The organism is Pseudomonas sp. Emmai, assembly GCF_055179735.1.
Map to the genome: position 1 here is coordinate 2,650,255 of NZ_CM143685.1, position 25,134 is coordinate 2,675,388.

Here is a 25,134-nt window from a genome sequence, read left to right on the forward strand (position 1 = left end):
AAAGCCAGGCGCTGAAACCGGTGTGAGCGAGCAAGCTCGCTCGCACCAAGGATTTATAGCTCCAGGCCTTCCTGCACCACCGACAGCAGATTGACCTCAGTCAGCGCCACGGCATCCGGCTGTTGCCCGGACTGCTCGATCGACTGCAGCCACCATTGCGTTTCGCCGTGTTCGCTGACGGTTCGCAGCAGCGGAATCTCTTTGCCCTTGAGGTGGATCTCGACCCGGCCTGCACCGTCAGCGGTGAAGCGCACGATCGGCACGAAGGTGATGTTGTGGTGGTTGCCGTCGATCAGCAATTGGTCGATGGCGTAGGCGTAAGTCGCACCCTCAGGGTGGCGTTCGAACACATGGGTCGGGTTGCGGCGGATGCTCAGGCCAGCCTCAAGCAATGGCTTCAGCCACGTTTCGATCTGGTGATACATTGCGTAAACCTCGCCCGGCCAACTGTCGATTGCCTGATCGGTGCCGGTGGTCGCATCAGCGGCGTGTCGGGTTTCTTTCAGTTTTGCGGCGAGCTCGTCTGCCTTACTCATTTCGATTCCCTGTCGTGATGTAAGTGTGATCGTAGCCCCTTCAAGGTAATGCACGTTTTGCCCTGCGTCATGCGCTTGCAACACAAGCGTGACAAAACCATCCCTTGGCCGATATCCGGCCAGGCACGATCCCCAAGGAGTGGGTATATGAAGAAGCTTTACGCAGTCATCGCTATCCTGGCGATAACGTTCGGCAACATCGGCCTGAGCAGCGCTCGGCAATCGCAGCAAGGCAAGGCCCCGGTCGAGTCAGTGGCGGGGGTGTTCGATTACTACTTGCTGACGCTGTCCTGGTCGCCAACGTTCTGCCTGACTCACAAAGACGACGCGCAATGTTCCGGCAAAGGCTATGGCTTCGTGCTCCACGGCCTCTGGCCGCAATATGCCAAGGGCGGCTGGCCGGAGTCGTGCCCGCCCATGGTGGCGCTGTCACCGGCCGAGCGGACGCAAGGACTGACGTTGTTCCCGACCCCCAAATTGCTCGAACACGAGTGGGCCAAGCACGGCACCTGCAGTGGCCTGGGCGTCACGGGGTATCTGAATGCGGCGGACAAGGCTGTCGGCGCCGTGAAAATCCCGGAGCAACTGCAACCCTTCAGCAGCACCCATTACTTCCAGGCCCAGGAGATCGCGAACCTGTTCCGCCAGAGCAATCCCGGGATTGCAGCGGATGGCATCGCGGTGATCTGCAATGGCCCCGAGTTGTCGGAAGTGCGGGTGTGCATGGGCAAGGACCTAGGGTTCGGCGCATGTGGGAAAGGCGTGAAGACCTCGTGTCGTGATGGGGATATTCGGGTGCCGCCGTCGCGCTGAATCGCTCGGTTAAAACGCTGAAACTGTGGGCGCGGGCAAGCCCGCTCCCACAGGGCTTGCAGCGGTTCGAGTTTTTGAGGGTTCCAGAACCCGGCATTTGATCAAATCCGCCACATCCCTCATCCTTGCGCGCTTCAATGGATTGCCAGAAAAGCCTGCAAGGAGCTTTAGCATGAGCGGAAAACCCGCCGCCCGCCTCACCGACCCCACCGCCTGCCCGCTGCCGGGACACGGCACGAACCCCATCGCCAGCGGTTCGCCCAACGTCAATTTCGATGGCCTCGCTGCGGCGCGCATGACCGACAAATCGGCCTGTGGCAGCCCGATCACCGGGGGCGTCTCAGCCACCGTATTCATCAACGGCTTGAACGCCGCAACCCTCGACAGCGTGGGGGCTCACGGCAATGTGGTCATTGGCGGATCGGGCACGGTGATCATTGGCGACACCGTCGTCACGGCGCCATTCACCGGGCTATTGCCGATGCCGGTCAACTTCACCGACAAATTGAAACTGGTGAACGCGACGACCGGCGAACCGATGCCGAACCACCCGTACATGATTTTGCGTGCGGATGGCCGGCAGGAACACGGGGTGTCTGATGCGGCGGGGTTCACCCACGCGATCAGCTCGCATCTGCCTGAAAGCATCAAGTTGTTTTTGGAGGAGTGAGGCATGAGTGGTGGAACGGTTACTTGTGCCAAAGGTGTTACTTATAAGCAGCAAGGCGAATTTACGCTGACGGATAAGAAGGACGTCAGTGAGAAGAGGGTGCCGATTGAGAGTACCAAGGTAATTGTCTTTTTTGTGGGTGGGGCGGGAGATAAGGAGAAATACTATTTTTCCGGAACGTTTGGAAACGCCCAAGATGCCCAGACTGCATTCGATCCACGAACGCTATGCTTGAAAGAACTAGGTCAGTATCGTTCCGAATGGTTAGGGTATAACGAAGTCAGGGGTAAAAAGGACATTCAGAAATTCGTACTGGATGTTATTCCTTATAAGTCGTGCCCTGTATATATCGTGGGGCATAGTTTGGGCGGGTGGAATGGTGCGCATTTATCCAAAATAATGTCTGATTGGGGGTACAAGATAAAAATGTTGATCACCCTCGACCCAGTGGGTGAAGGCGCATTGGTCTGGCTAGGTTCGGATATCTACCGGGAGACGCCCACCCCGGTAGCTGAGCAATGGATAAATGTAAAAGCAGTGCCTACGAAGAAGGATCAGTCTGACTCGGTTGCAGAATTTGGTGAGAAATGGCGGGTTTCGGGTGGTCCCGCTATTAACGTCACGATGGATACCAATCATTACAATGCAGTCGCAATGCTAACTAGATCCATTGCAGGTGCGAAGTCTGCAGGCGACATCATGTACGAATCCATCATGAAAGAGTTTCCATGATATGAAAAGGATAGTGCTGGTTCTTTTGATTTTGGCCTGCGCATCATGTGCCAAAGATCATAATAAGCCTTCAGCAGATTTGGCGTTTGTATCCGTTGAGCGGGAAGGAGACTTGCCTCTTTATGATGTCAGTTTCAGCGCCAGCGTTAATCTGCAGGACCTTTATGGGCAAGGCGAGGGATTGGGGCAGGCTTCAACTAAGCTTGTCTGCGCGTTGGAAAATGACAGTGATTTCTCTGTCGGCAACATTATCGAACGCTCCGCTTATGGTTTGATTGAAAAAAGTGCTATCGCTCATTCCCCAGGGGCGTTCAATTATGTCACTCGCGCCTTTTTGAGCGAGACACGTAATAAAGGAACTTCCCGAAGAAATCTTTCAGTCAGCGAACTGAACTCGATGTTGGCAAATAAGGCAGATATTCCATGCAAGGTCGTCATTACGGCCTACGGTTACAAGCCTTACTACACCAATACCCTGCACATCCCCACCACCGACCTTCTACGCGAAATCAACAAGCCCAAATCCAACTGACAAAACCCGGAGGCGTGATCTTCAACCCCGCGCCTCCTCACTCAACGCCCCCTTCAAAAACTCAACCAAGGCCCGCTGCATCCCGGTCAACGTGCCCTCGCGACTGACCAACGCCAACTCCGACGCCGGCAGTTCAGGCAAATCGGTACACACCGTGTGCTCCGGCAACACCGCCGACTCCGGCAACACAGAAATCCCCAACCCCGAAGCCACCGCCGCTTGAATCCCGGTCAAGCTATGGCTGCCAAAAGCCACACGCCAGGGCCGTTGGGCCACATCCAGCAATCGGGTCGCCCGCTGCCGGTAAATACAACCCTGGGGAAACAGCGCCAACGGCAACACTCCGTTAGCCGAGTCGACCCCCGCACCTTTGACCCACACCAGCACTTCCGGCCAGGCCGCCCAGCACGGCCCGCTGTCGGGTTCGCGTTTGATCAGGGCGATGTCGATGTCACCGGTGTCGAGTTTCTGCTTGAGGTCCAGGCTCATGCCGCTGATGGTTTCCAGCCGTGCGTGGGGTCGGGCCTGGCTGAAACCGGCGAGGAGTATGGCCATGCGCCGGGCGTCGAAGTCTTCCGGCACGCCGAGGCGCAGGATCTGCAGATCGACGTCGCTGGCCAGGGCCTGTACCGCTTCCGAAGACAGCGCCAGCAAGCGCCGGGCATAGCCGATCAGGCGTTCGCCATGTTCGGTGACTGTGACGTTTTGCCCGGTGCGGTCGCGAATCAGCAGCGGATGCCCGATCAGCTCTTCGAGTTTGCGCAACTGCTGGCTGACCGTGGACTGGGTCCGGTGCACGCGTTCGGCGGCGCGGGTGAAGCTGCCTTCGTCGACCACGCAGACGAAGCTTTTGAGCAATTCAAGATCGAGCATGGCGGCCTCTTGGTTATTCGATTATCAACTGAGATGGCGGTATAGATTTAATTTCACACTATCACCATGCGCTCATAAGCTGAAGCTCTCATCTCAGAGGAAACGCTCATGACGCTGCAGCACACCCCGCGCCCCAAATGGCTGACCTTCGATTGCTACGGCACGCTGATTCAGTGGGATGAAGGCCTGAAAGCCGTGGCCGCCGAGATCTTGCAGGACAAGGGCGAGCACTCGATCGACGTCGATCGCCTGATCGCGGTCTACGACCGGCATGAACATCAATTGGAGCAGACCCCGCCGCACCGTTCGTTTCGCCAATTGAGCACCCTCGGCTTGCAGCGGGCCCTGGAGGAGTTGGGGCTGGCGAGCCTGCCCGAAGACAGTCAGCGCCTGGCCGGGGCGATTCCACGGATGTCGCCGTTTCCCGAGGTGGTCCAGACCCTGGCACGGCTCAAGGCCATGGGCTTCAAGCTGTGCATCGTGTCCAACACCGATGACGACATCATCGCCGGTAACGTCGCGCAACTCGGCGGGCACATCGATCGGGTCATCACCGCGCAACAGGCCGGCGCCTACAAGCCCAATCCACGGTTGTTTGACTACGCTCATCAACAGTTGGGGGTGCGACGTGACCAAGTGGTGCATATCTGCGCCAGCCCGACGCTCGACCACACCGCCGCCCGGGACATGCAGTTTCGTTGCGTGTGGATCGATCGCGGCACCGGTCGGCAATTACTGCCGGACTATCGGCCGGACGCCATCCTCAACACCCTGGACCAGGTCGTTCCCTTGTTCACCTCCCTTGGCTGGTAACACATGGAGTCGTCGCTATGGCACACACCCTTGCAGGCAGTTCCCGCCCCGCGCGCTATGCCGATCTGAACCTGGATTCGGAGGCCGCCCTCATTGCCCGCACGGAATTGGCGGCGTGCTTTCAACTGGCGGCGCTGCACGGTTTGGAGGAGGGCATCTGCAATCACTTTTCGGCCATGGTGCCGGGGCGCGATGATCTGTTTTTCGTGAACCCTTACGGTTATGCGTTCGCCGAGGTCAACGCGGAAAACCTGCTGGTCTGTGACTTCCACGGCAATGTCGTGGCGGGTGACGGGCAGCCAGAGGCGACCGCGTTCTACATCCATGCCCGGCTGCATAAACAGCTGCCACGGGTCAAAGTGGCGTTCCACACGCACATGCCCAACGCCACCGCCTTGTGCTTGCTGCAAGGCCCGCCGCTGCTGTGGCTGGGGCAGACGGCATTGAAGTTTTACGGGCGCACGGCGGTGGATGAGGACTACAACGGCCTGGCCCTGGATGAGTCCGAAGGCGATCGGATTGCCAGTGTGCTGGGCGCTGCCGATGTCCTGTTTTTGAAGAATCACGGGGTAATCGTTTGCGGGCCGACCATCGCCGAGGCCTGGGACGATCTGTATTACCTGGAACGGGCCGCCCAGGTGCAGTTGCTGGCGATGGCGACCCAGCGCGAGTTAAAGCCTGTGCCCCATGACATTGCCCAACGGGCGTATGAGCAGATGCGTTTGGGGGATGCCGAAAGTGCCCGTGCGCATTTGCACAGTGCGATGCGGCGGTTGGCCGGGTGAGTTTTTTTGTGGCGTCGACAGGCCCTCATCGCGGGCGAACTCGCGATGAGGTTTCCGCCATTCAGCCTGCTCGAACCGGCAGCCCCAACGCCAGCAGATCCTCACGCAACTGCGCCGGGTTAACGAACTGAACCCCGTGAAGCCCCACCCGCTGTGCCCCTTCAATATTCGGCTGGTGATCATCAATGAACACCGCACGACTCATATCAACGTCATAGCGTGATGCGAGTAGCTGGAAGATTTCCGGTGACGGTTTGATCACGCCCTCGACGCCCGACACCAGAATTCCTTCGAAGCGCTGCAAGAATTCAAAACGCTCAAGGGCAATCGGGAAGGTTTCAGCGGACCAGTTGGTCAGCGCCAGCAGGCGGATGCCGTTGGCATTCAGTTCATCGAGGATGGCGACGGTGTCTTCGATGGCACCGTCGAGGGTTTCTTCCCAGCGTTCGTGGTAGGCGCGGATCAACGCTTCCTGGGTCGGATGCCGGGTGATGGCTTCCTCGATTGCTGCCTGCCAGGTCCGGCCCCGGTCCTGTTGTTCGTTCCAGGCGGTGTGGCAGACCTCGGCCAGGAAGGTTTCCATGGCCTCTACGTCGTCACCGAACAACTTTTTGTAAAGGTTTCTGGGGTTCCAGCGGATAAGTACATTGCCGAGATCGAACACGGCGGTATTGAAGGCGACCGGGTGAGACTGAGTGCTCATGTTTTCCTCCGTGGATAGACCTGCGGGGCAGGTGCTGAAGCCTTTCATCCTAGCAGAGAGGGTTTTCCCATTGGCCCCGGACAACCCCATCGACTAAGCTCACAAAAAATAAGGGTTTTGGGCCTTTGCCCACGCCGTGCCCTCCAGGAAGCCCCTTTGCCTATCCCCATTCACGACTCGCATCACGCTCCCGGCGCACTGAAACGTTTGCCTCTGCTCAAGGCTTCGGCGTTTTTCATCGCGGCGGTGTGCCTGTGCCTGTGTGGTTTGCTGTACCTGCAACTGGAGCAATCACGGCGCCACGACCTGGCACTGGCCGAAGTCGCGTCGTCGAACCTCACGCGGGCCATGGCGCAGCAGGCCGAAGATACGTTCATGAAGGCCGATCTGGTGTTGACCAGCCTGGCGGACTGGATACAGATGGACGGCTATGACGCCTCCCAGCTGCCGCACCTGCAGAAAACCTTCGCCAGTCGGGTTCAGGCGCTGCATCAATTGCACGGGATTTTCCTGTTCGACCAGCAGGGGCAGTGGGTAATTACCTCGTTCTCTGACCTGCCTCGCGGCTCCGGGGTGTCGGATCGCGAGTACTTCAAGTTCCACCAGCAGAACGTCTCGTCCCTGGCGCACATTGGCCCGGCGATCCGCAGTCGCGAGAACGGCGAGTGGATCATTCCGGTGTCCAAGCGGGTCAATGACAAGAGCGGTAACTTCCAGGGCGTGCTGCTGGCCGGCATCAAAATGGCGTACTTCGATCAGTTCTTCAAAAGCTTCAGCATCGATGACCAGGGCGCGATGTTTCTGGCGCTCACGGACGGCACGCTATTGGCGCGTCGGCCATTCATCGAATCGCAGATCGGCACGTCGGTGGCCCAGGGCGCGATTTTCCAGAAGCACTTGCCCAACGCCAACGCGGGCAACGCGATGATCAACTCGGTGGTCGACAACACGGTTCGCTTGTATGGCTACCGGCAGTTGGAGGCGTATCCGCTGGTGGTGTCGGCGGCGTCCTCGAAGGATGCGATTCTCAAGGACTGGTACGCCACGGCGTTTCAATCCAGCGTCATTGTGGCTTTGGTGGTGCTGGGCGTGGGGCTGTTCGGCTGGGTGTTCATTCATCAGGTGCGTGATGGGGGGCGGATCGAGGCCGATCTGCGCGCGGCCCAGGAAGCGCTGGAGCTGATCGCGACCCACGACAGCCTGACTGGCCTGGCCAATCGGCGCCTGTTCGAGCGGGCGCTGGACATCGAGTTCGGGCGCGGTACCCGGCAGGCGAGCCCGCTGAGTCTGGTGATGCTCGATATCGATTTCTTCAAGCGCTACAACGACACTTATGGCCATGTGGCGGGGGATCATTGCCTGGCCGAAGTGGCGCGAGCGCTGAAGACCTGTTGCCATCGCAAGGCCGATCTGGCGGTGCGCTACGGCGGCGAAGAGTTTGCGGTCTTACTGCCGGACACTGACATTCACGGCGCGATGGTGATTGCCGAGCAAATTCGCCGCAGCGTCATGGACAAAAACATCACCCACAGCGGTTCGCCCACCGGTTACGTGACGGTCAGCCTGGGCTGCTATTCGTTCGTGCCCACCGGACGGGACAGCATCGAAGTGTTTATCCAGCGGGCTGACGCGGCGTTGTACCAAGCCAAACACTCAGGGCGGAACCGTTCGGCAGTGCTGTCCATGGAGGGGGGCGTGGAAGCCTTGCTGCGTTCGGATCGTTGATGAGGTGAACAGGCAGGCCCTGACCCCAGACGTCGAAATCAGAAGCTGCCTTTACGCGTTCAGCTGCCCGTCCCACCACCGGCACCGCCCGTGCCGCCGCCAGCCGCACCGGTGCCACCGCCCGCGCCCGAACCACTGGTCCCGCCATTGCTGCCATTGACGCCCGAACCCGTGCTCGATGAACCGGAACCACTGCTGCCCGAACCGTTGGCACCTGATGGCGCACCGGGGGTGCTGTTGGGCGGCAGCGTCGAACCACTGACGCCGCCGGATTGGGTGCCCGTGCCATCAGCGGCATCGTTGGCGGCATAGGCCACAGAGGCGGTGCACAGCAAACCGGCCAGCAGCAGCGAGGTGATTTTTGTCGTGATCATGGTACGTCTCCAGAATTGAGTCGTTACCTGATATGGGTCCCAGGGCGGCACGGTTGGTGCCGGTTGGATGACGAATGGTTGGTTTTCAGTGGAGCAGAACTCGCGTTGGCGGTACCTCTTCAGCCCTGCACGAGTTGTTTCTGCAACAGCCGGTTTTCATAGGCATTGCCGCCGAATTCGTAGTGAGTGATGCCCACTTCTTCATAGCCTTGAGCCTGGTAAAACCCTCGGGCGCGATGGTTTTCAACCCAGGCAGACAACCACAGGAAGGGCTGTCCGGCCTCACGGGTCAGCGCTTCGGCGTGCTGGAGCAACGCTTGCCCGATCCCTTGTCGATGCGCATGGCGTTGCACGTACAAGCGAACCAGTTCCGTTCCCGCCGATAGCCCGGGCATCGGCCCCTTCGCGTGGGCGACGATCTCGGCGAAACCCTGGAGATGGCCATCGCGTTCGGCCAGTACGAATCGAGTCGCCGGATCATTCAGGCGCGTTTCGAAACGTGTCGGTGCGTAGACCGTGAGGGCTTCTTGCGCGAGGTCGGCGCGCATGCCGTCGGTGGCGTAGGTGTCGAGGAACACCTGGGTGGCGAGGCCGCTGATGCACAGGGCGTCAGCGGGTTGGCCGAGGCGGTAGTGGAGAGGCATGGGGACGACTTCCTTTTCGTTGTGAAGATCCAATGTGGCGTTAGCGAGAAAGTTGTTTTTCCAGGTTATGCCGAACCTGCGGCCACTCATCATCAATGATGCTGAACCGCACCGAGTTGCGCTTGCGTCCGTCCGGCATGATTCGCTCGTGGCGCACGATGCCTTCCTGCTGCGCGCCCAGCCTGAGGATCGCGTTGCGTGATGCCTGGTTGTTTTCGTCAGTGGTGAATTGCACCCGCACGCAATCGAGCGTTTCGAAGGCATGGCGCAGCATCAGGTATTTGGCTTCGGTGTTGACGAAGGTTTTCTGCCAACTGGCGCTGATCCAGCTGCTGCCGATTTCCAGCTTGCGGTTGAGCCGGTCGACTTTCCAGAACCGGGTCGAGCCAATGACGTTGCCCGTGTCTTTGAGCACGATGACGAACGGCAGGACGCTACCGGCATCGCGGCCATCGAGGGCTCTTTTCAGGTAGCTGTCGACGGTGGTCGAGGAGGGCACCACGGTGACGCTCAGGTTCCACAGTTCGCCGTCTTCGGCCGCGCGCACCAGCGCCTCGGCATCGGCGTATTGCAGGGGGCGCAGGATGATTCTGTTGCCTTCGAGGGGGGTGTCCATGACGTCGGTGTTCTCGGCAGATCAGGCGGGGCATTGGGCGCCTATTACGCCGCACATTGCTTTGCCGGCGCAACCACCAGAACCGACTGCTGTCACACCCTAGACACCTCTTCACCAGGAGCCGTGGCCGATGAAGCCTTTGCGAATCGCGACGTTCAATGTCAACGGCCTGCGGGCCCGTTTGCCGAATCTGCTGGCCTGGCTGGCACGAGAGCAACCGGACATCGTCTGCCTGCAAGAGCTCAAGTCCCTCGACAGCGCGTTCCCGGCCGCGGAGCTGGAGGCGGTCGGCTATGGCGCGATCTGGCAGGGTCAGTCCTCGTGGAACGGCGTCGCGATCCTGGCCCGGGATGCGCAGCCATTGGAGAGTCGTCGCGGCTTGCCCGGTGACGACGCCGACACCCAGAGCCGCTACCTGGAAGCGGCGGTTCACGGGGTTCTGGTGGGGTGTCTGTACTTGCCCAACGGCAACCCGCAACCGGGGCCGAAGTTCGATTACAAACTGGCCTGGTTCGAGCGGCTGATCAACTATGCACAAGCCCTTCAAGCCAGTGACCACCCGGTGGTGCTGGCCGGCGACTACAACGTGGTGCCCACCGACCTGGACATCTACAACCCGCGCTCCTGGCTCAAGGATGCGCTGCTGCAACCCGAGAGTCGCGAGTGTTATCAGCGGCTGCTGGACCAGGGCTGGACCGATTCCCTGCGACACCTTTACCCGGAAGATCGCCTGTACACGTTCTGGGATTATTTCCGACAGCACTGGCAGAAAAACTCCGGGTTGCGTATCGATCATCTGCTGCTGAATCCGGCGCTGAGTCCCTATCTGCAAGAGGCCGGCGTCGATGCCTGGGTGCGCAACGAGCCCCATGCCAGCGACCATGCGCCAACGTGGATTCGGCTGGGGACGCGCAAGCGGCGGTGATTCTGCGCGGGTGGCGATTGGCGAAATCTATTGTCGGTCAAACCGGGTTATCCCTTATAAATGGCGCCCATCGGCGCAGTGACCTGCGGCCCCGTGCATAAGGATTGAGCAATGAGCGAGCCCCGCCTGACGAATCTGGATCTGTATCTGCAACGCCTGGGTTACAGCGCTGCCCCGGCGCCCACCCTGGACACCCTGCGGCAACTTCAGCTGCGGCATACCGGCGCGTTCCCATTCGAAAACCTCACCACGTTATCGGGCGAACCGGTCCTGATCGACTTGCCGTCCGTGGAGCAGAAAATCCTCCATCAAGGGCGCGGTGGCTACTGTTATGAACTGAACAACAGCTTCCTGGCCCTGCTTCAGGCGCTGGGTTTTGAGGCTCGCGGCATCAGCGGTCGGGTGGTGATGGGTCAGCCGGAAGGCGCCTGGACCGCTCGCACTCACCGCTTGAGCCTGGTGACCCTGGACGGCGTGCGCTACATCAGTGATGTCGGCTTCGGCGGCATGGTGCCCACCGCACCGCTGATGCTCGATTCCTGCGCCGAACAGCCCACGCCTCACGAGGCTTATCGCATTGAACACCATGAAGATGGCTACACCCTTCGCGCGAAGGTCGCGGATGAGTGGCGGGCGATGTACATCTTCGATCTGCAGCGTCAGGAGGACATCGATTACGCCGTCGGCAACTGGTATGTCTCGACCTATCCGGACTCGTCGTTCGCCAAGCAATTGATGGTGGCGCGGACCGGGGAAGGCTGGCGGCGGACGCTGAACAACGGCAGTTTTGCAATCCATCGGATCGGCAGCGAGAGCGAACGGCGCCAGGTGACGGATGTCGATGAATTGCTGGGGCTGCTGGAAAGCGAATTCGGGCTTCGGGTGCCGGTGAATGCGCGGTTGAGGCAGGTGCTTGAGCGCTTGATTGAGCCCGCCGAACAGGGCTGATCGACGCTCGTCCTAACGAATATCGCGCCGCCATTGCCCGCGCTTGGCATTAAAGCGCCTGCACGCGAGCCCCAGTCGAGGATAGATCCAGGGCACGCCGTAGGGGCGAATGGTGAAATAAAACCGGTAATCGGGGTAGTCGTGGAAGGTCGCGTAGAAATGCGCATCATCCAGCCAGAAGACCTCGTTGAGTAAAAACGAGTTGTACATCTGGCCGACGGTGCGTTCGCTCAGCACTGTTTTAAGGTCTTTGCTGATCAGTACAAAACAAACAGCCTCTTCGAAGGGACAGTCGAAGTCGGTTACCAGCAGATAACCGGCTGCCGTTTCGTATTGGCGCAATAGATTGAAGCCCGAGATCGCCAACGACGAGACACTGCCATCGATGATGACGAGGGTTTTCTTTGGCCAGTCTTCATAGGGGCCGTGATGCTGCACCAGGGCGAATCGCTCAATCACATTCATGGCTATGGTTCTGCATGGGGTTCGACGCTAGCGCCGTGGTTCCGTTGCTCCGAAGAACGACAGCGTTGTTGCCTAGGGGCGGACATCCGGTTCCATCACCCGACGGATTTCGCTGAGCGCGTCTGCGAGTTTCTTCTCGAGGCTTTTCAGGTCGGTGGCGGTCACGCCTGTTTTGAGGTGGCCTGTCGTGGCGCTACCGTGTTGATCGGACTTCGCGACTTGCCCAATGTCGCTGAGCAACGCCTGACGCAACGTGTTGTTGATCACCGTCTGATAACCAAACCCTTCGTTTTCCGCGAGCGCGCGAGCCGCCTCGATCACGGCGTCGTCCAGCATGATGGTAATGCGGGTCTTGCCTTTGCTGGAGGCAACCGCCCCGCGCTTGGCCTTACTGAAGTCGTACTCGTCTTTCATGGTCATGCCTCCTTGTATTGGCGACGCTCGTTTTTGGTCGCGACACGCGCCGAAATGATTCGAACAAGATTCGGATCGCGCCAGGTGTAGGCCACCACCAGAACACGACCCTTGGCGTCCTGCCCCACGATAATCCAGCGCTGCTCGTCGTGATCGCGGTCTTGTAGGGTCAAGGCGCGTTCGTCGTCGAACACTGGCTCGGTTTCTGCAAGGCTGATGCCTCGGTGCTTGAGTTTGTTGGCTGCATTTTTTGCTTTGTCGTACTGAATTTCGAATGGCTTCATTATGCATACTTTATATGTATAAAAAAGAGGGCCTCCGTGCCGGCGGTCGCCATGAACGAAAAAGATTAGCGGGAGAAAGGAGGAGGGCCGGGATGGATGTATTGCAAGGTTTTAGAGGGATGGGATGCGCAGTGCGACGGTCTGGATGAACAGATGTCCATAATCTGACCGACCAGTTGTATACAACTCTATAGACATTTGTCCTGAGTCTTGCATACAGTGTGCGCATAACAAAAACCAGGGAACCCCCCAACCATGAAAACGCCCCATGTTTCACACCAACGGCCTGAAGACGAAAATCTCGGGATCGGCGCGAATATGGCTTACGGCCTGCAACACGTTCTGACCATGTACGGCGGCATCGTCGCGGTGCCCTTGATCATCGGCCAGGCGGCCGGGCTCTCGCCGGCGGACATCGGTTTGTTGATTGCTGCTTCATTGTTTGCGGGGGGCTTGGCGACATTGCTGCAGACCCTCGGGTTACCGTTTTTCGGTTGTCAGTTGCCGCTGGTGCAGGGCGTGTCGTTTTCCGGCGTCGCGACCATGGTGGCGATTGTCAGCAGCGGCGGGGAGGGTGGCTTCCAGTCGATCCTGGGGGCGGTGATTGCCGCGTCGTTGATCGGTTTGCTGATCACCCCGGTGTTTTCGCGAATCACCAAATTCTTCCCGCCGCTGGTCACCGGCATCGTCATCACCACCATCGGCCTGACGCTGATGCCAGTGGCTGCGCGCTGGGCCATGGGCGGCAACAGCCATGCCCCGGACTTCGGCAGCATGGCCAATATCGGTCTGGCGGCCGTGACCCTGGTGCTGGTGCTACTGCTGAGCAAGATTGGCAGCGCGACCATTTCCCGCCTGTCGATCCTGCTGGCCATGGTCATCGGCACAGTGATTGCGGTGTTCCTCGGCATGGCGGACTTCTCCTCCGTGACCCAAGGCCCGATGTTTGGCTTCCCGACCCCGTTCCACTTCGGCATGCCGACCTTCCACTTCGCTGCGATCCTGTCCATGTGCATCGTGATCATGGTGACCCTGGTGGAGACCTCGGCGGACATCCTGGCGGTGGGCGAAATCATTGGCACCAAGGTCGATTCCAAACGCCTGGGCAATGGCCTGCGGGCTGACATGCTGTCGAGCATGATCGCGCCGATCTTCGGTTCCTTCACCCAAAGCGCCTTTGCCCAGAACGTCGGGCTGGTGGCCGTGACGGGGATCAAGAGCCGCTTTGTGGTCGCCACCGGCGGCATCTTCCTGGTGATCCTCGGCCTGCTGCCGTTCATGGGCCGGGTGATTGCGGCGGTGCCGACGTCAGTCCTTGGCGGCGCCGGCATCGTGCTGTTCGGCACCGTGGCGGCCAGCGGCATTCGTACGCTGTCCAAGGTCGACTACCGCAACAACGTCAACCTGATCATCGTCGCCACCTCCATCGGCTTCGGCATGATCCCCATCGCCGCACCGAACTTCTACGACCACTTCCCGAGCTGGTTCGCGACGATCTTCCACTCCGGCATCAGCTCCTCGGCGATCATGGCCATCGTCCTGAACCTGACCTTCAACCACTTCACCACCGGCAACTCGGATCAACAGTCGGTGTTCGCGGCCGGCACCGAACGCGTCCTGCGCTACCAGGACCTGGCGGCATTGCGCGAAGGCGATTACTTCAGCGAAGGCAAACTGCATGACTGCGACGGCAAGGAGATCCCGGTGGTCGAGGCGGAGCATGGGCATGCAGAGCTGCGAGCGGCACATGCGAAAAGTGGGGAACATGTTTGACGTTAGTCGTTCGCTAAAAGGGCTGTAGATCAAAAGATCGCAGCCTTCGGCAGCTCGCGCCTGTGGGCGCTGCCGAAGGCTGCGATCTTTTGACTTTATGGCCACCCACAAAAAAGCCCCTGAACCTTTCGATTCAGGGGCTTTTCGGTACTTCTGTCTGGCTCCACGACCTGGACTCGAACCAGGGACCCAGTGATTAACAGTCACTTGCTCTACCAACTGAGCTATCGCGGAATGGCGTGTATGTTACTGATTCAAAAAGAGAAGTCAAGCATCCATTGCTAACTTGACGGATTCTATGGCGCCAACGGTGTTTTAACGCTCATTGGCGGTTACCAGAACCGTAGCAGAGGTCTACCATAGCCGCCCGGAAGTGGTGACACGCGCTACCGGCCATTCGCCGAAAAGGTAAGCGCCATGAATCATCCAGTACTCACATCGCCAAACAACGGGGTGTTCGCATGAGCATCGCCCAGATCAGCTTGCCCAAGGGTGTCGGCCCTCACGCCGAGAAACTGTTCGACGCGATCACTCAGGCCAGCACCGCTGACGAATTGAACCGTGCCGGTGGCAAGGCTGAAGGTTTCGTCCTGGGGCTGGAAAGCGCCAAGGCGATCAAGAGCCAGGTCGCCGAGTCGCTTTACGTCGCCTATGACGACGCCGCCAGCCAGCGCGCGACCGAACTGGCTTAACCGCCGAAGGTAAAGGTGCCGAGCATCAGCTTGGCATACAGCACTGTAGCGCCCAGTTGCACCAGCCACAGGGCCAGGCCGCCGAGAAACACACCGGCCGCCACTTGCAGCACCAGGTTGTTGCCGCGTTTGGCCGGGGTGCGGGGCACGAAATGGTCCAGCTCGTCCCGGTCAGCGCGTAGATCATCGTTTTTCATGTGGGTTCTCGTCAGAATTCCAGGGTGTGCCTAAACCCTGTAGGAGCGAGGCTTGCCCGCGAAGCTTTTAGCGCCAGTGATGACGCCTTCGCGGGCAAGCCTCGCTCCTACAAGTGCATAATTGTGTGCAGTTTAGAGGGCGCAGATAGCGCTTTGACACTTATCTGCGACAAATAAAAAACGGGAAGCCCATCGGCTTCCCGTTTTTCGTACCGCGCGAGACTCAGATCACCGCGACGATGGCCTTGGTCACCGCATCGATGTTGCTCTGGTTCAGCGCAGCCACGCAGATGCGGCCGGTGTCCAGGGCGTAGATACCGAACTCGCTGCGCAGACGGGTGACTTGCTCAACCGTCAGGCCGGAGTAGGAGAACATGCCGCGCTGGCGGCCGACAAAGCTGAAGTCGCGTTGTGGCGCTTGCTTGGCCAATGCTTCGACCATCTGCACGCGCATGCCGCGAATCCGCAGGCGCATTTCGGCCAATTCCTCTTCCCACTGGGCGCGCAGAACCGGACTGTTCAGCACGGCGGCGACGATGCTTGCACCGTGGGTCGGCGGGTTGGAGTAGTTGGTGCGGATCACGCGTTTGACTTGCGACAGCACGCGCGCGCTTTCTTCTTTCGATTCGCTGACGATCGACAGGGCGCCCACGCGCTCGCCGTACAGCGAGAACGATTTGGAGAACGAGCTGGAGACGAAGAAGGTCAGGCCCGACTCCGCGAACAGACGCACAGCCGCTGCGTCTTCGTCGATACCGTCGCCAAAGCCCTGGTAGGCCATGTCGAGGAACGGCACGTGACCCTTGGCTTTCACCACGTCCAGCACGTTGTTCCAGTCCGCCGGGCTCAGGTCGACGCCGGTCGGGTTGTGGCAGCAGGCGTGCAGCACAACGATCGAGCCGTTCGGCAGGGCGTTCAGGTCTTCGAGCAGGCCGGCGCGGTTAACGTCGTGGGTCGCGGCGTCGTAGTAGCGATAGTTCTGCACCGGGAAACCGGCGGTTTCGAACAATGCGCGGTGGTTTTCCCAGCTCGGGTCGCTGATCGCCACGACAGCGTTCGGCAGCAGTTGCTTGAGGAAGTCGGCACCGATTTTCAGTGCGCCAGTACCGCCAACGGCTTGAGTGGTGAGCACACGGCCGGAAGCGATCAGCGGCGAGTCATTGCCGAACAGCAGTTTTTGCACGGCCTGGTCGTAGGCGGCAATACCGTCGATGGGCAAGTAGCCACGGGAAGCGTGTTGAGCGACGCGAATCGTCTCGGCTTCGACAACGGCGCGCAGGAGTGGAATTCGCCCCTCCTCGTTGCAGTAAACACCGACCCCCAGGTTGACCTTGTTGGTACGGGTATCGGCGTTGAATGCTTCGTTGAGGCCCAGGATTGGATCGCGTGGTGCCATTTCGACAGCGGAGAACAGGCTCATTTTTGCGGCGGCTCTGAATGGAGTGTGGAGGGACGTGTCGCGCTCCAGCCGAATGCACTAGAGCGGTGCACAAACGGGGAGCTAGTATAGAGGCCATCTGCGATGGCTGGCGACAGACGATTCGGCTTTTACCGTAAGTTTTTCCGATTATTTTTCGACCGTTAGTCGATTGGCATCGTCAAAGACTTCGAGGGATGTAGGACGTTTGCCTTGAAAGCGCGGGCAATCGGCTCCACATTGAGCACAATCCAGTTTTTTCCTCGGGCGACGTACGTCGTTTGCGGTCTTTCTCGTTGCTGCGCGGTTTAACCGTACAGGCGCGAACCCAGAGGTTTTTTCATGTCTGAATTCCAGCTAGTCACCCGCTTCGAGCCCGCCGGCGATCAGCCGGAAGCCATCCGCCTGATGGTCGAGGGCATCGAAGCCGGGCTGGCGCACCAGACGTTGCTCGGTGTGACCGGCTCGGGCAAGACCTTCAGCATCGCCAACGTAATCGCCCAGGTGCAGCGCCCGACCCTGGTGCTGGCGCCGAACAAGACCCTGGCCGCGCAGTTGTACGGCGAGTTCAAGGCGTTCTTCCCCAACAACGCCGTCGAATACTTCGTTTCCTACTACGATTACTACCAGCCCGAAGCCTATGTGCCGTCGTCGGACACCTTCATCGAGAAGGATGCGTCGATCAACGACCACATCGAACAGATGCGACTCTCGGCGACCAAAGCGCTGTTGGAGCGCAAGGACGCCATCATCGTCACCACGGTGTCCTGCATCTACGGTCTGGGCAGCCCGGAAACCTACCTGAAAATGGTCTTGCACGTGGATCGCGGCGACAAGCTCGATCAACGTGCATTGCTGCGCCGACTCGCCGATCTGCAGTACACCCGCAACGACATGGATTTCGCCCGGGCGACCTTCCGGGTGCGCGGCGATGTGATCGATATCCACCCGGCGGAATCCGATTTCGAAGCGATCCGCATTGAGCTGTTCGACGATGAAGTGGAGAAGATTTCCGCCTTCGACCCGTTGACCGGCGAAGTCACCCGGCAATTGCCGCGCTTCACCTTCTATCCTAAAAGCCACTACGTGACGCCACGGGAAACCCTGCTCGGCGCCATCGAAGGGATCAAGGTCGAGCTTCAGGAGCGCCTGGACTACCTGCGCACCAACAACAAACTGGTGGAAGCCCAGCGTCTGGAGCAGCGCACCCGGTTTGACCTGGAGATGATCCTCGAGCTGGGTTACTGCAACGGCATCGAAAACTACTCGCGCTACCTGTCGGGTCGTGAATCCGGCCAGGCGCCACCGACCTTGTTCGACTACCTGCCGGCCGACGCCTTGCTGGTGATCGACGAATCCCACGTCAGCGTGCCGCAGGTCGGCGCGATGTATAAGGGCGACCGCTCGCGTAAAGAAACCCTGGTGGAATACGGTTTCCGCCTGCCGTCGGCGCTGGATAACCGGCCGATGCGTTTCGACGAGTTCGAAAACATCAGCCCGCAAACGATTTTTGTCTCGGCCACGCCGGGTAACTACGAGGCCGAACACGCCGGTCGCGTGGTCGAGCAACTGGTGCGCCCGACCGGTCTGGTGGACCCGCAAATCGAAATCCGTCCGGCGCTGACCCAGGTCGACGATCTGCTCTCGGAAATCGGCAAGCGCGTGGCGCTGGAAGAGCGGGTGCTGGTGACCACGCTGACCAAGCGCATGTCCGAAGACTTGACCGATTACCTGGCCGACCACGGCGTGCGCGTGCGTTATCTGCACTCGGACATCGACACCGTGGAACGAGTCGAAATCATCCGCGACCTGCGCCTCGGCACCTTCGATGTGCTGGTGGGGATCAACCTGCTGCGTGAAGGCCTGGACATGCCGGAAGTGTCGCTGGTGGCGATTCTCGATGCGGACAAGGAAGGCTTCCTGCGTTCGGAGCGCTCGCTGATCCAGACCATTGGCCGCGCGGCGCGCAACCTCAATGGTCGGGCGATTTTGTACGCCGACCGCATCACCGGTTCCATGGAGCGGGCGATCGGCGAGACCGAGCGTCGTCGCGACAAGCAAATCGCTTTCAACCTGGCCAATGGCATCACGCCCAAAGGTGTGTTCAAGGATGTCGCCGACATCATGGAAGGTGCCACCGTGCCGGGCTCGCGCAGCAAGAAGCGCAAAGGCATGGCCAAGGCCGCCGAGGAAAGCGCCAAGTACGAAGCCGAATTGCGCTCGCCGGGTGAAATCGCCAAACGCATCAAAGCGCTGGAAGAGAAGATGTATGCGTTGGCTCGCGACCTGGAGTTTGAAGCCGCGGCGCAGATGCGCGATGAGATTGGCAAATTGCGGGATCGGTTGATCACCGTTTGAGTTCAGGATCGTTCCCACGCTGAGCATGGGAACGATCTGTGGCAGCTAGTGCGCCTCCCCAGCCTTCAACCCCGCCGGCAACGCCTTGGTCAACAACACCGCCAACATGCTGATCCCCAGCGCAATCCCGACAAAGTGAAACGCATCGTTGTAGGCCATGATCGAGGCCTGCTGATGCACGATTTCACTCATCTTGCCCAGCGCCGCCGTATCGCTGCCAAACCTATCCGTCATCGACGCCATGCGCTCGGCCACCTGCGGATTGCTCGGCACAATCGACTCACGCAAGTAATCAAAGTAAGTCTTGGTCCGCGCATCCAGTAACGTGGCGAGGAGGGCGATGCCAATCGCGCCGCCGAGGTTGCGCAGGATGTTGAACAGGCTCGATGCTGACCCCGCGTCCTGGGGCAGGATGTACGCGGTGGCGATCAGCGAGATGGTCACCATGATCAGCGGTTGGCCCAGGGCGCGGATAATCTGGATCTGATTGAATTGCGGTCCGGCGAAGTCCGGGTTCAGCACTCCCGAGGAAAAACTCGCCAGGCCAAACAGCCCGAAACCAATGGTGCACAGCCATTTCGGCGGGATGAACTTCATCAGCTTCGGCACCAGCGGAATCAGGAACAGCTGTGGCACGCCCATCCACATGATCACTTCGCCGATCTGCAGGGCGTTGTAGTTCTGGATTTGTGCAAGGTACAGCGGCAACAGATAGATCGAGCCGTACAACCCGACGCCCATGCCCAGGCTGGAAATACTCGACAGCCCAAAGTTGCGGTTGCCGAGGATGCGCAGGTTGATCAGCGGGTTGGGCTTGGAGAATTGCACGATCACAAAGGTGATCAGGCTCAACAGCGCGATGCTGCCCAGGCTTACGATCAGGTTCGATTCCAGCCAGTCCTTGCGATGGCCTTCTTCAAGAAACACCTGCAAGCAACCGAGGCCGACACCGAGGGTGAGGATGCCGGTGTAGTCGGTGCTTTTAAGCAGCTCCCAATGGGCTTCTTTCTTCTCCAGGCCATACATCAGGCCGGCGATCATGATCAGGCCGGGCGGAATGTTGATGTAGAAAATGTACTCCCAGCCCCAGTTCTCCGTGAGCCAGCCGCCGATGGTCGGGCCGATCGAGGGCGCAAACGTTGCGGTCATGGCGAACATGGCCATGCCTTTGGCGCGGTGGTGTTCCGGGAGTTTGATCAGCGTGAGGGTGAACGCCAGCGGGATCAGCGCGCCGCCGGTGAAGCCCTGCAGGGCGCGGAAGATGATCATGCTCTCCAGGCTCCAGGCCATCGAGCACAGCAGCGAGGCACCGAGAAAACCCAGCGACACCCACACCGCCAGGCGTCGCGCCGACAGCAACTGCACCAGCCACGCGGTCAGCGGGATCATGATGATTTCCGCCACCAGGTACGAGGTGGAAATCCACGAGCCTTCTTCCAGGGTCGCCGACAGTGCGCCCTGAATGTCCTTGAGCGAAGAGTTGGTGATCTGGATGTCCAGCACTGCCATGAAGGCGCCGAGCATCACACTCATCACCGCAATCCAGTCCCGCCGGGTCGGCTCGCCGGCCGGGCGGAGCAGTTGATCACCGGCCATCGTCAGGGGTGTCTTTGATGTTCACTTTGACGGTGACCGACATCCCCGGGCGGATCTTGCCGTGCAGCGGATTGTCCGCGGCGAAGGTCAGTTTGACCGGAATCCGTTGTACGACTTTGGTGAAGTTGCCCGTGGCATTGTCCGGCGGCAGCAGGCTGAACTGCGCCCCGGAGGCGGCGAACAGGCTGTCGACCCGCGCCTCAATCGGCGTGTCGCTGTAGGCGTCAAACGTCAGTTCGGCTTTCTGCCCGGGCTGCATGTGGCCGATCTGGGTTTCCTTGAAATTGGCCTGAATCCAGATGTCCTGGTCCGGGACGATCGACAGCAGGTAGGCGCCGGCCTGCACGTACTGGCCGTTGCGCGCGGCGCGCTGGCCGATCAAGCCGCTGATGGGCGCGTGGATTTCGCTGCGGGTCAGGTTCAGTTGCGCCTGGGCCAGATCGGTCTTGGCGTTGGCGATCATCGCGTCGAGGCGCTTGATCTCGGCGCTCAGGGCATTGACTTGCTGGCGCTGACTTTGCGCATCGGCCTGGGCCTTGGTCACTTGCGAGCGGGCGATGTGGTTGTCGGCAGAGAGGGTGGTCACCCGTTCCTCCGAGACGTAACCGGGTTTGCGCAGGGCTTCAGCCCGGGACAGGTCAATTTGCGAGCGGCCGAGGCTGGCCTGGCTGGCCACCACTTGCGCATCGCTGGCGGCGATCAGGCTGGCTTGCTGGGTCAGTTTGCTCTGGGCTTGCAGGCGCTCGGCTTCGCGGGTGGCGAGGGCGGCGTTGGCGCGGTCGACGGCGAGGTGGAAGTCATCGCCTTCGAGCTTGACCAGCAACTGGCCTTTTTCGACGTGCTGGTTGTCCTGCACCAGGACTTCGTCGATGCGCGCGCCCAATTGGCTGGAGACGCGAGTGATCTCGCCCTGGACATACGCGTTGTCGGTGCTTTCATAAAAACGTCCCTTGAAAAACCAGTGGGCAAAGAAGCCCCCGGCAATCAGCAGGACGATCAGCAGGAAAATGAACAGGCGACGCTTGAGTTGGGCAGGCATGGGGCAGACTGTAGTCGAGAATTGTAAGGAAAGTTATCAGCAGGCGAATCTGGCATACAGCCGATAAACGGTAAATGCCATCCGCTGATATTCGGCCATTCACCACGGAATACGGGCGTTGTAGACGCAACCTTGGCTTAAATGCCCTGCTGACTGGAGCCGGGCGGGTGTCGCCTGTTACCATTCGCCCTTTGTTTTATCTTCATTCGAGACTTGCCATGACCACCGTCCGCACGCGCATCGCGCCATCGCCTACCGGGGACCCCCACGTAGGTACCGCTTACATCGCATTGTTCAACTACTGCTTTGCCAAGCAGCACGGCGGTGAGTTCATCCTGCGGATCGAAGACACCGATCAATTGCGTTCGACCCGCGAGTCCGAACAGCAGATTTTCGACGCCCTGCGCTGGTTGGGCATCGACTGGAGCGAAGGCCCGGACGTCGGCGGCCCGCACGGTCCTTACCGTCAGAGCGAGCGCGGCGACATCTATCAGAAGTACTGCCAGCAACTGGTTGAAATGGGCCATGCCTTCCCGTGCTTCTGCACCGCCGAAGAGCTGGACCAGATGCGCGCCGAGCAAATGGCTCGCGGCGAAACCCCACGCTACGACGGCCGTGCGCTGTTGCTGTCCAAGGAAGAAGTGGCCCGTCGCCTGGCCGCTGGCGAACCCCACGTGATCCGCATGAAAGTGCCGAGCGAAGGCGTGTGCGTGGTGCCGGACATGCTGCGTGGCGATGTCGAGATCCCGTGGGATCGCATGGACATGCAAGTGTTGATGAAGACCGACGGCCTGCCGACGTACTTCCTGGCCAACGTGGTCGACGACCATTTGATGGGCATCACCCACGTCCTGCGCGGTGAAGAATGGCTGCCATCGGCGCCGAAACTGATCCTGCTGTACGAGTACTTCGGCTGGGAACAACCGCAGCTGTGCTACATGCCGCTGCTGCGTAACCCGGACAAGAGCAAGCTGTCCAAGCGCAAGAACCCGACCTCGGTGACGTTCTACGAGCGCATGGGCTTTATGCCGGAAGCGATGCTCAACTACCTGGGCCGCATGGGCTGGTCGATGCCGGACGAGCGCGAGAAGTTCTCGTTGCAGGAAATGGTCGACAACTTCGACCTGAGCCGCGTCTCCCTCGGTGGGCCGATTTTCGATATCGAGAAACTGTCGTGGCTCAACGGCCAGTGGCTGCGTGACTTGCCGGTGGAAGAGTTCGCTTCGCGCTTGCAGACCTGGGCGCTGAACCCTGAATACATGATGAAAATCGCCCCGCACGTGCAGGGCCGGGTTGAAACCTTCAGCCAGGTTGCGCCGCTGGCCGGGTTCTTCTTCGCCGGTGGCGTGAACCCGGACGCGAAACTGTTCGAATCCAAGAAGCTCTCGGGCGATCAGGTTCGTCAGTTGATGCAGTTGATCCTGTGGAAGCTGGAAAGCCTGCGTCAGTGGGAGAAGGACAGCATCACCGCAACGATTCAAGCGGTGGTCGAATCCCTGGAGTTGAAGCTGCGTGATGCCATGCCGCTGATGTTTGCCGCGATCACTGGCCAGGCCAGTTCGGTGTCGGTGCTCGATGCGATGGAAATCCTCGGCCCGGACCTGACCCGTTTCCGTCTGCGCCAGGCCCTCGACCTGCTCGGTGGCGTGTCGAAGAAGGAAAACAAGGAGTGGGAAAAACTGTTGGGCAATATCGCCTGAACAGCGTTTGATGCCGTGTAGGAGCTGCCGAAGGCTGCGATCTTTTGATCTCGCACTTCGGCGTTCCCCAAAAGATCGCAGGCTTCGCCAGCTCCTACGGGCCTGCGTTCTTTCCCAAGCCCCCGGTTTTTCGGGGGGAGGGCGGTAAGTGATTGTTATGTCGGCAAAAAACTTTGAAATATTTTAAAAATAAGTTTGACAGCCTTCCGATGCGCCATTAAGATTCGCCCCGTCCTCAGCGATGAGGGGCTATAGCTCAGCTGGGAGAGCGCTTGCATGGCATGCAAGAGGTCGACGGTTCGATCCCGTCTAGCTCCACCAATTTACACTTCAAGGTCTGGCCACACCGGCCTTGAAGCGATCAACACTCAGCGTTGATCAGTTGTATAGAAGGGTTTGCGTCCCCTTCGTCTAGTGGCCTAGGACACCGCCCTTTCACGGCGGTAACAGGGGTTCGAGTCCCCTAGGGGACGCCAGTTTTACAGAAGCAGTGTCGCAAGATGCTGCTCCGCCGCCAGGCGATAAATCGGGGCTATAGCTCAGCTGGGAGAGCGCTTGCATGGCATGCAAGAGGTCAACGGTTCGATCCCGTTTAGCTCCACCAATTTTACAGTTCAAGGTCTGGCCACACCGGCCTTGAATCGATCAGCGCTCAGCGCTGGCCAGTGTATAGAAGGGTTTGTGTCCCCTTCGTCTAGTGGCCTAGGACACCGCCCTTTCACGGCGGTAACAGGGGTTCGAGTCCCCTAGGGGACGCCACGATTACCCGCTCTGCGGGATTTATAAGGGTCATTCAATTATTGAATGGCCCTTTTGTTTGTCTGGCGTTTGGCCAATTCTCCTTTTTCTTCAAAACTGTTCTTCAGACCAGCGGTCACAGCCATGACTTGCGCAAATTTATTATGCGAATAATATTCTAGTCGTAATATTCGGAGGCAACGATGAACGATAAAAAAGCTCAAACCCGCGAACGCATCCTCAAGGCTGCCAGTGCAGCGCTGATCCAGCGTGGCCCGGCCGAGCCGAGTGTGGGCGAAGTGATGGGCGCGGCCGGTCTGACGGTCGGCGGCTTCTACGCACACTTCGAAAGCAAGGACGCGATGATGCTGGAAGCGTTCAAGCAGCTGCTCGGCCACCGCCGTGAGCTGATTGCCGACATGGATGCCGAGTTGACCGGTGAAGAGCGCCGCGCCTTGGTGGCGGCGTTTTACCTGTCGCGCAAACACCGTGATTCCTCAGGCTCGGCGTGCCCGATCCCGGCTTCGATCGGTGAGCTGGGGCGTCTGCCGGAAGAATTCCGTGTGGCGTTGAATGAGCATGTGGAACTGATGGTCGCGCAGTTGGCGGCCAGCCCGGAAGACACCGACAAAGCCTTGGCCGACATGGCCTTGATGGTCGGTGGTTTGGCCCTGGCCCGGGCGTTGGGGCCAGGCGAGTTGTCCGATCGATTGCTGCGCGCCGCCAAATCAGCGGTGCTATGACCTGAAGGCAAAATGGCCTGAGGAGTGGA

Annotated in this window: 27 protein-coding genes and 5 tRNA genes; 18 read left to right on the top strand and 14 right to left on the bottom strand. The window is 59.7% G+C overall.

The genetic code is table 11. From position 1 onward, the window contains the following. Nucleotides 1-53: 53 nt before the first annotated feature. On the bottom strand, nucleotides 54-536 hold the full coding sequence (locus tag ACY4LX_RS12080; RefSeq protein ID WP_149658932.1) for a hypothetical protein: 483 nt from the start codon (nucleotides 534-536) through the stop codon (nucleotides 54-56). Nucleotides 537-683: 147 nt separating this feature from the next. Here ACY4LX_RS12080 and ACY4LX_RS12085 point away from each other — a divergent pair, with 147 nt between their 5' ends. From ACY4LX_RS12085 to ACY4LX_RS12100, 4 genes are all read left to right on the top strand, one after another. Further along, a complete protein-coding gene (locus ACY4LX_RS12085) occupies nucleotides 684-1,349 on the top strand; it encodes a ribonuclease T2 family protein (protein ID WP_463260027.1) in 666 nt (221 codons plus the stop codon). Between the two features lie 172 nt (nucleotides 1,350-1,521). Then, on the top strand, nucleotides 1,522-2,019 hold the full coding sequence (locus ACY4LX_RS12090) for a PAAR domain-containing protein (protein ID WP_169370699.1): 498 nt from the start codon (nucleotides 1,522-1,524) through the stop codon (nucleotides 2,017-2,019). Between the two features lie 3 nt (nucleotides 2,020-2,022). Then, nucleotides 2,023-2,751, top strand: a complete 729-nt coding sequence (locus ACY4LX_RS12095) for an alpha/beta fold hydrolase (protein WP_463260028.1) — start codon at nucleotides 2,023-2,025, stop codon at nucleotides 2,749-2,751. A gap of 1 nt (nucleotide 2,752) precedes the next feature. Further along, complete coding sequence (locus ACY4LX_RS12100; RefSeq protein WP_463260029.1) at nucleotides 2,753-3,283, top strand: hypothetical protein; 531 nt, start codon at nucleotides 2,753-2,755, stop codon at nucleotides 3,281-3,283. A 21-nt stretch (nucleotides 3,284-3,304) separates the two neighbouring features. Here the strand turns inward: ACY4LX_RS12100 and ACY4LX_RS12105 are convergent, their stop codons facing one another. Continuing rightward, nucleotides 3,305-4,156 (bottom strand): LysR substrate-binding domain-containing protein, encoded by an 852-nt coding sequence (locus tag ACY4LX_RS12105; protein ID WP_463260030.1) that lies wholly within the window; start codon nucleotides 4,154-4,156, stop codon nucleotides 3,305-3,307. Between the two features lie 108 nt (nucleotides 4,157-4,264). Here ACY4LX_RS12105 and ACY4LX_RS12110 point away from each other — a divergent pair, with 108 nt between their 5' ends. Together ACY4LX_RS12110 and ACY4LX_RS12115 are read left to right on the top strand one after the other, a co-directional pair. Then, nucleotides 4,265-4,969 carry a haloacid dehalogenase type II gene (locus ACY4LX_RS12110; RefSeq protein ID WP_463260031.1) on the top strand — a complete coding sequence of 235 codons (705 nt, stop codon included), beginning with the start codon at nucleotides 4,265-4,267 and terminating at the stop codon, nucleotides 4,967-4,969. Between the two features lie 17 nt (nucleotides 4,970-4,986). Further along, entirely contained in the window at nucleotides 4,987-5,754 is a 768-nt protein-coding gene (locus ACY4LX_RS12115) for an aldolase (RefSeq protein WP_463260032.1), read from the top strand. Nucleotides 5,755-5,815: 61 nt separating this feature from the next. Here ACY4LX_RS12115 and ACY4LX_RS12120 read toward each other — a convergent pair whose 3' ends face one another. Continuing rightward, complete coding sequence (locus ACY4LX_RS12120; protein ID WP_463260033.1) at nucleotides 5,816-6,457, bottom strand: HAD family hydrolase; 642 nt, start codon at nucleotides 6,455-6,457, stop codon at nucleotides 5,816-5,818. 156 nt (nucleotides 6,458-6,613) lie between these two features. Here ACY4LX_RS12120 and ACY4LX_RS12125 point away from each other — a divergent pair, with 156 nt between their 5' ends. Continuing rightward, complete coding sequence (locus ACY4LX_RS12125; protein ID WP_463260034.1) at nucleotides 6,614-8,182, top strand: sensor domain-containing diguanylate cyclase; 1,569 nt, start codon at nucleotides 6,614-6,616, stop codon at nucleotides 8,180-8,182. 59 nt (nucleotides 8,183-8,241) lie between these two features. Here ACY4LX_RS12125 and ACY4LX_RS12130 read toward each other — a convergent pair whose 3' ends face one another. The 3 genes from ACY4LX_RS12130 to ACY4LX_RS12140 all read right to left on the bottom strand — a co-directional run bounded on the left by ACY4LX_RS12130 (nucleotide 8,242) and on the right by ACY4LX_RS12140 (nucleotide 9,816). After that, nucleotides 8,242-8,556, bottom strand: a complete 315-nt coding sequence (locus ACY4LX_RS12130; protein ID WP_463260035.1) for a hypothetical protein — start codon at nucleotides 8,554-8,556, stop codon at nucleotides 8,242-8,244. A gap of 119 nt (nucleotides 8,557-8,675) precedes the next feature. Next, entirely contained in the window at nucleotides 8,676-9,200 is a 525-nt protein-coding gene (locus ACY4LX_RS12135) for an N-acetyltransferase family protein (RefSeq protein ID WP_463260036.1), read from the bottom strand. A gap of 40 nt (nucleotides 9,201-9,240) precedes the next feature. Then, entirely contained in the window at nucleotides 9,241-9,816 is a 576-nt protein-coding gene (locus ACY4LX_RS12140) for a GNAT family N-acetyltransferase (protein WP_463260037.1), read from the bottom strand. Between the two features lie 130 nt (nucleotides 9,817-9,946). On the opposite strand from ACY4LX_RS12140, the gene xth reads away from it, so the two are divergent. Beyond that, a complete protein-coding gene (xth, locus tag ACY4LX_RS12145) occupies nucleotides 9,947-10,741 on the top strand; it encodes an exodeoxyribonuclease III (RefSeq protein WP_463260038.1) in 795 nt (264 codons plus the stop codon). A 111-nt stretch (nucleotides 10,742-10,852) separates the two neighbouring features. Then, entirely contained in the window at nucleotides 10,853-11,689 is an 837-nt protein-coding gene (locus ACY4LX_RS12150; RefSeq protein WP_463260039.1) for an arylamine N-acetyltransferase family protein, read from the top strand. A 12-nt stretch (nucleotides 11,690-11,701) separates the two neighbouring features. On the opposite strand, the gene ACY4LX_RS12155 is transcribed toward ACY4LX_RS12150, so the two are convergent. The 3 genes from ACY4LX_RS12155 to ACY4LX_RS12165 form a co-directional block, all read right to left on the bottom strand. Then, nucleotides 11,702-12,154 (bottom strand): hypothetical protein, encoded by a 453-nt coding sequence (locus tag ACY4LX_RS12155; protein WP_463260040.1) that lies wholly within the window; start codon nucleotides 12,152-12,154, stop codon nucleotides 11,702-11,704. A 72-nt stretch (nucleotides 12,155-12,226) separates the two neighbouring features. Continuing rightward, the gene (locus ACY4LX_RS12160; protein WP_463260041.1) at nucleotides 12,227-12,568 is read right to left on the bottom strand and encodes a BrnA antitoxin family protein; all 342 of its coding nucleotides are present in this window, start codon (nucleotides 12,566-12,568) and stop codon (nucleotides 12,227-12,229) included. Nucleotides 12,569-12,570: 2 nt separating this feature from the next. Next, nucleotides 12,571-12,852, bottom strand: coding sequence for a BrnT family toxin (locus ACY4LX_RS12165; RefSeq protein ID WP_463260042.1), 282 nt, complete (start codon nucleotides 12,850-12,852; stop codon nucleotides 12,571-12,573). 255 nt (nucleotides 12,853-13,107) lie between these two features. Between ACY4LX_RS12165 and ACY4LX_RS12170 the strand changes: the two genes are divergently transcribed. Then, a complete protein-coding gene (locus tag ACY4LX_RS12170; RefSeq protein WP_463260043.1) occupies nucleotides 13,108-14,625 on the top strand; it encodes a nucleobase:cation symporter-2 family protein in 1,518 nt (505 codons plus the stop codon). A gap of 158 nt (nucleotides 14,626-14,783) precedes the next feature. Here ACY4LX_RS12170 and ACY4LX_RS12175 read toward each other — a convergent pair. After that, nucleotides 14,784-14,859 (bottom strand) — tRNA-Asn (locus ACY4LX_RS12175). A gap of 227 nt (nucleotides 14,860-15,086) precedes the next feature. On the opposite strand from ACY4LX_RS12175, the gene ACY4LX_RS12180 reads away from it, so the two are divergent. Next, a complete protein-coding gene (locus tag ACY4LX_RS12180) occupies nucleotides 15,087-15,317 on the top strand; it encodes a hypothetical protein (protein WP_033061947.1) in 231 nt (76 codons plus the stop codon). Here ACY4LX_RS12180 and ACY4LX_RS12185 read toward each other — a convergent pair. Then, nucleotides 15,314-15,514: a hypothetical protein gene (locus ACY4LX_RS12185; RefSeq protein WP_149658914.1), complete on the bottom strand. Its 201-nt coding sequence runs from the start codon at nucleotides 15,512-15,514 to the stop codon at nucleotides 15,314-15,316. The genes ACY4LX_RS12180 and ACY4LX_RS12185 overlap by 4 nt on opposite strands. A 223-nt stretch (nucleotides 15,515-15,737) precedes the next feature. After that, nucleotides 15,738-16,934 carry an amino acid aminotransferase gene (locus ACY4LX_RS12190; protein ID WP_463260044.1) on the bottom strand — a complete coding sequence of 399 codons (1,197 nt, stop codon included), beginning with the start codon at nucleotides 16,932-16,934 and terminating at the stop codon, nucleotides 15,738-15,740. Nucleotides 16,935-17,273: 339 nt separating this feature from the next. On the opposite strand from ACY4LX_RS12190, the gene uvrB reads away from it, so the two are divergent. After that, nucleotides 17,274-19,289 (top strand): excinuclease ABC subunit UvrB, encoded by a 2,016-nt coding sequence (gene uvrB, locus ACY4LX_RS12195; RefSeq protein ID WP_123403549.1) that lies wholly within the window; start codon nucleotides 17,274-17,276, stop codon nucleotides 19,287-19,289. A gap of 45 nt (nucleotides 19,290-19,334) precedes the next feature. On the opposite strand, the gene ACY4LX_RS12200 is transcribed toward uvrB, so the two are convergent. After that, nucleotides 19,335-20,885, bottom strand: a complete 1,551-nt coding sequence (locus tag ACY4LX_RS12200; RefSeq protein ID WP_463260045.1) for an MDR family MFS transporter — start codon at nucleotides 20,883-20,885, stop codon at nucleotides 19,335-19,337. After that, nucleotides 20,875-21,924 (bottom strand): HlyD family secretion protein, encoded by a 1,050-nt coding sequence (locus ACY4LX_RS12205; RefSeq protein WP_463260046.1) that lies wholly within the window; start codon nucleotides 21,922-21,924, stop codon nucleotides 20,875-20,877. Before ACY4LX_RS12205 ends, ACY4LX_RS12200 begins: the two co-directional genes overlap by 11 nt. A gap of 218 nt (nucleotides 21,925-22,142) precedes the next feature. Here ACY4LX_RS12205 and gltX point away from each other — a divergent pair, with 218 nt between their 5' ends. The 6 genes from gltX (at nucleotide 22,143) to ACY4LX_RS12235 (ending at nucleotide 25,105) form a co-directional block, all read left to right on the top strand. Then, nucleotides 22,143-23,624, top strand: a complete 1,482-nt coding sequence (gene gltX, locus ACY4LX_RS12210; RefSeq protein ID WP_149658909.1) for a glutamate--tRNA ligase — start codon at nucleotides 22,143-22,145, stop codon at nucleotides 23,622-23,624. 245 nt (nucleotides 23,625-23,869) lie between these two features. Then, a tRNA-Ala gene (locus tag ACY4LX_RS12215) sits at nucleotides 23,870-23,945 on the top strand. Nucleotides 23,946-24,024: 79 nt separating this feature from the next. Continuing rightward, a tRNA-Glu gene (locus ACY4LX_RS12220) sits at nucleotides 24,025-24,100 on the top strand. A gap of 52 nt (nucleotides 24,101-24,152) precedes the next feature. Further along, nucleotides 24,153-24,228: transfer RNA gene (locus ACY4LX_RS12225), tRNA-Ala, on the top strand. Between the two features lie 79 nt (nucleotides 24,229-24,307). Further along, nucleotides 24,308-24,383 (top strand) — tRNA-Glu (locus ACY4LX_RS12230). Nucleotides 24,384-24,565: 182 nt separating this feature from the next. Continuing rightward, on the top strand, nucleotides 24,566-25,105 hold the full coding sequence (locus ACY4LX_RS12235; RefSeq protein ID WP_463260047.1) for a TetR/AcrR family transcriptional regulator: 540 nt from the start codon (nucleotides 24,566-24,568) through the stop codon (nucleotides 25,103-25,105). The last annotated feature ends 29 nt before the right edge of the window (nucleotides 25,106-25,134 follow it).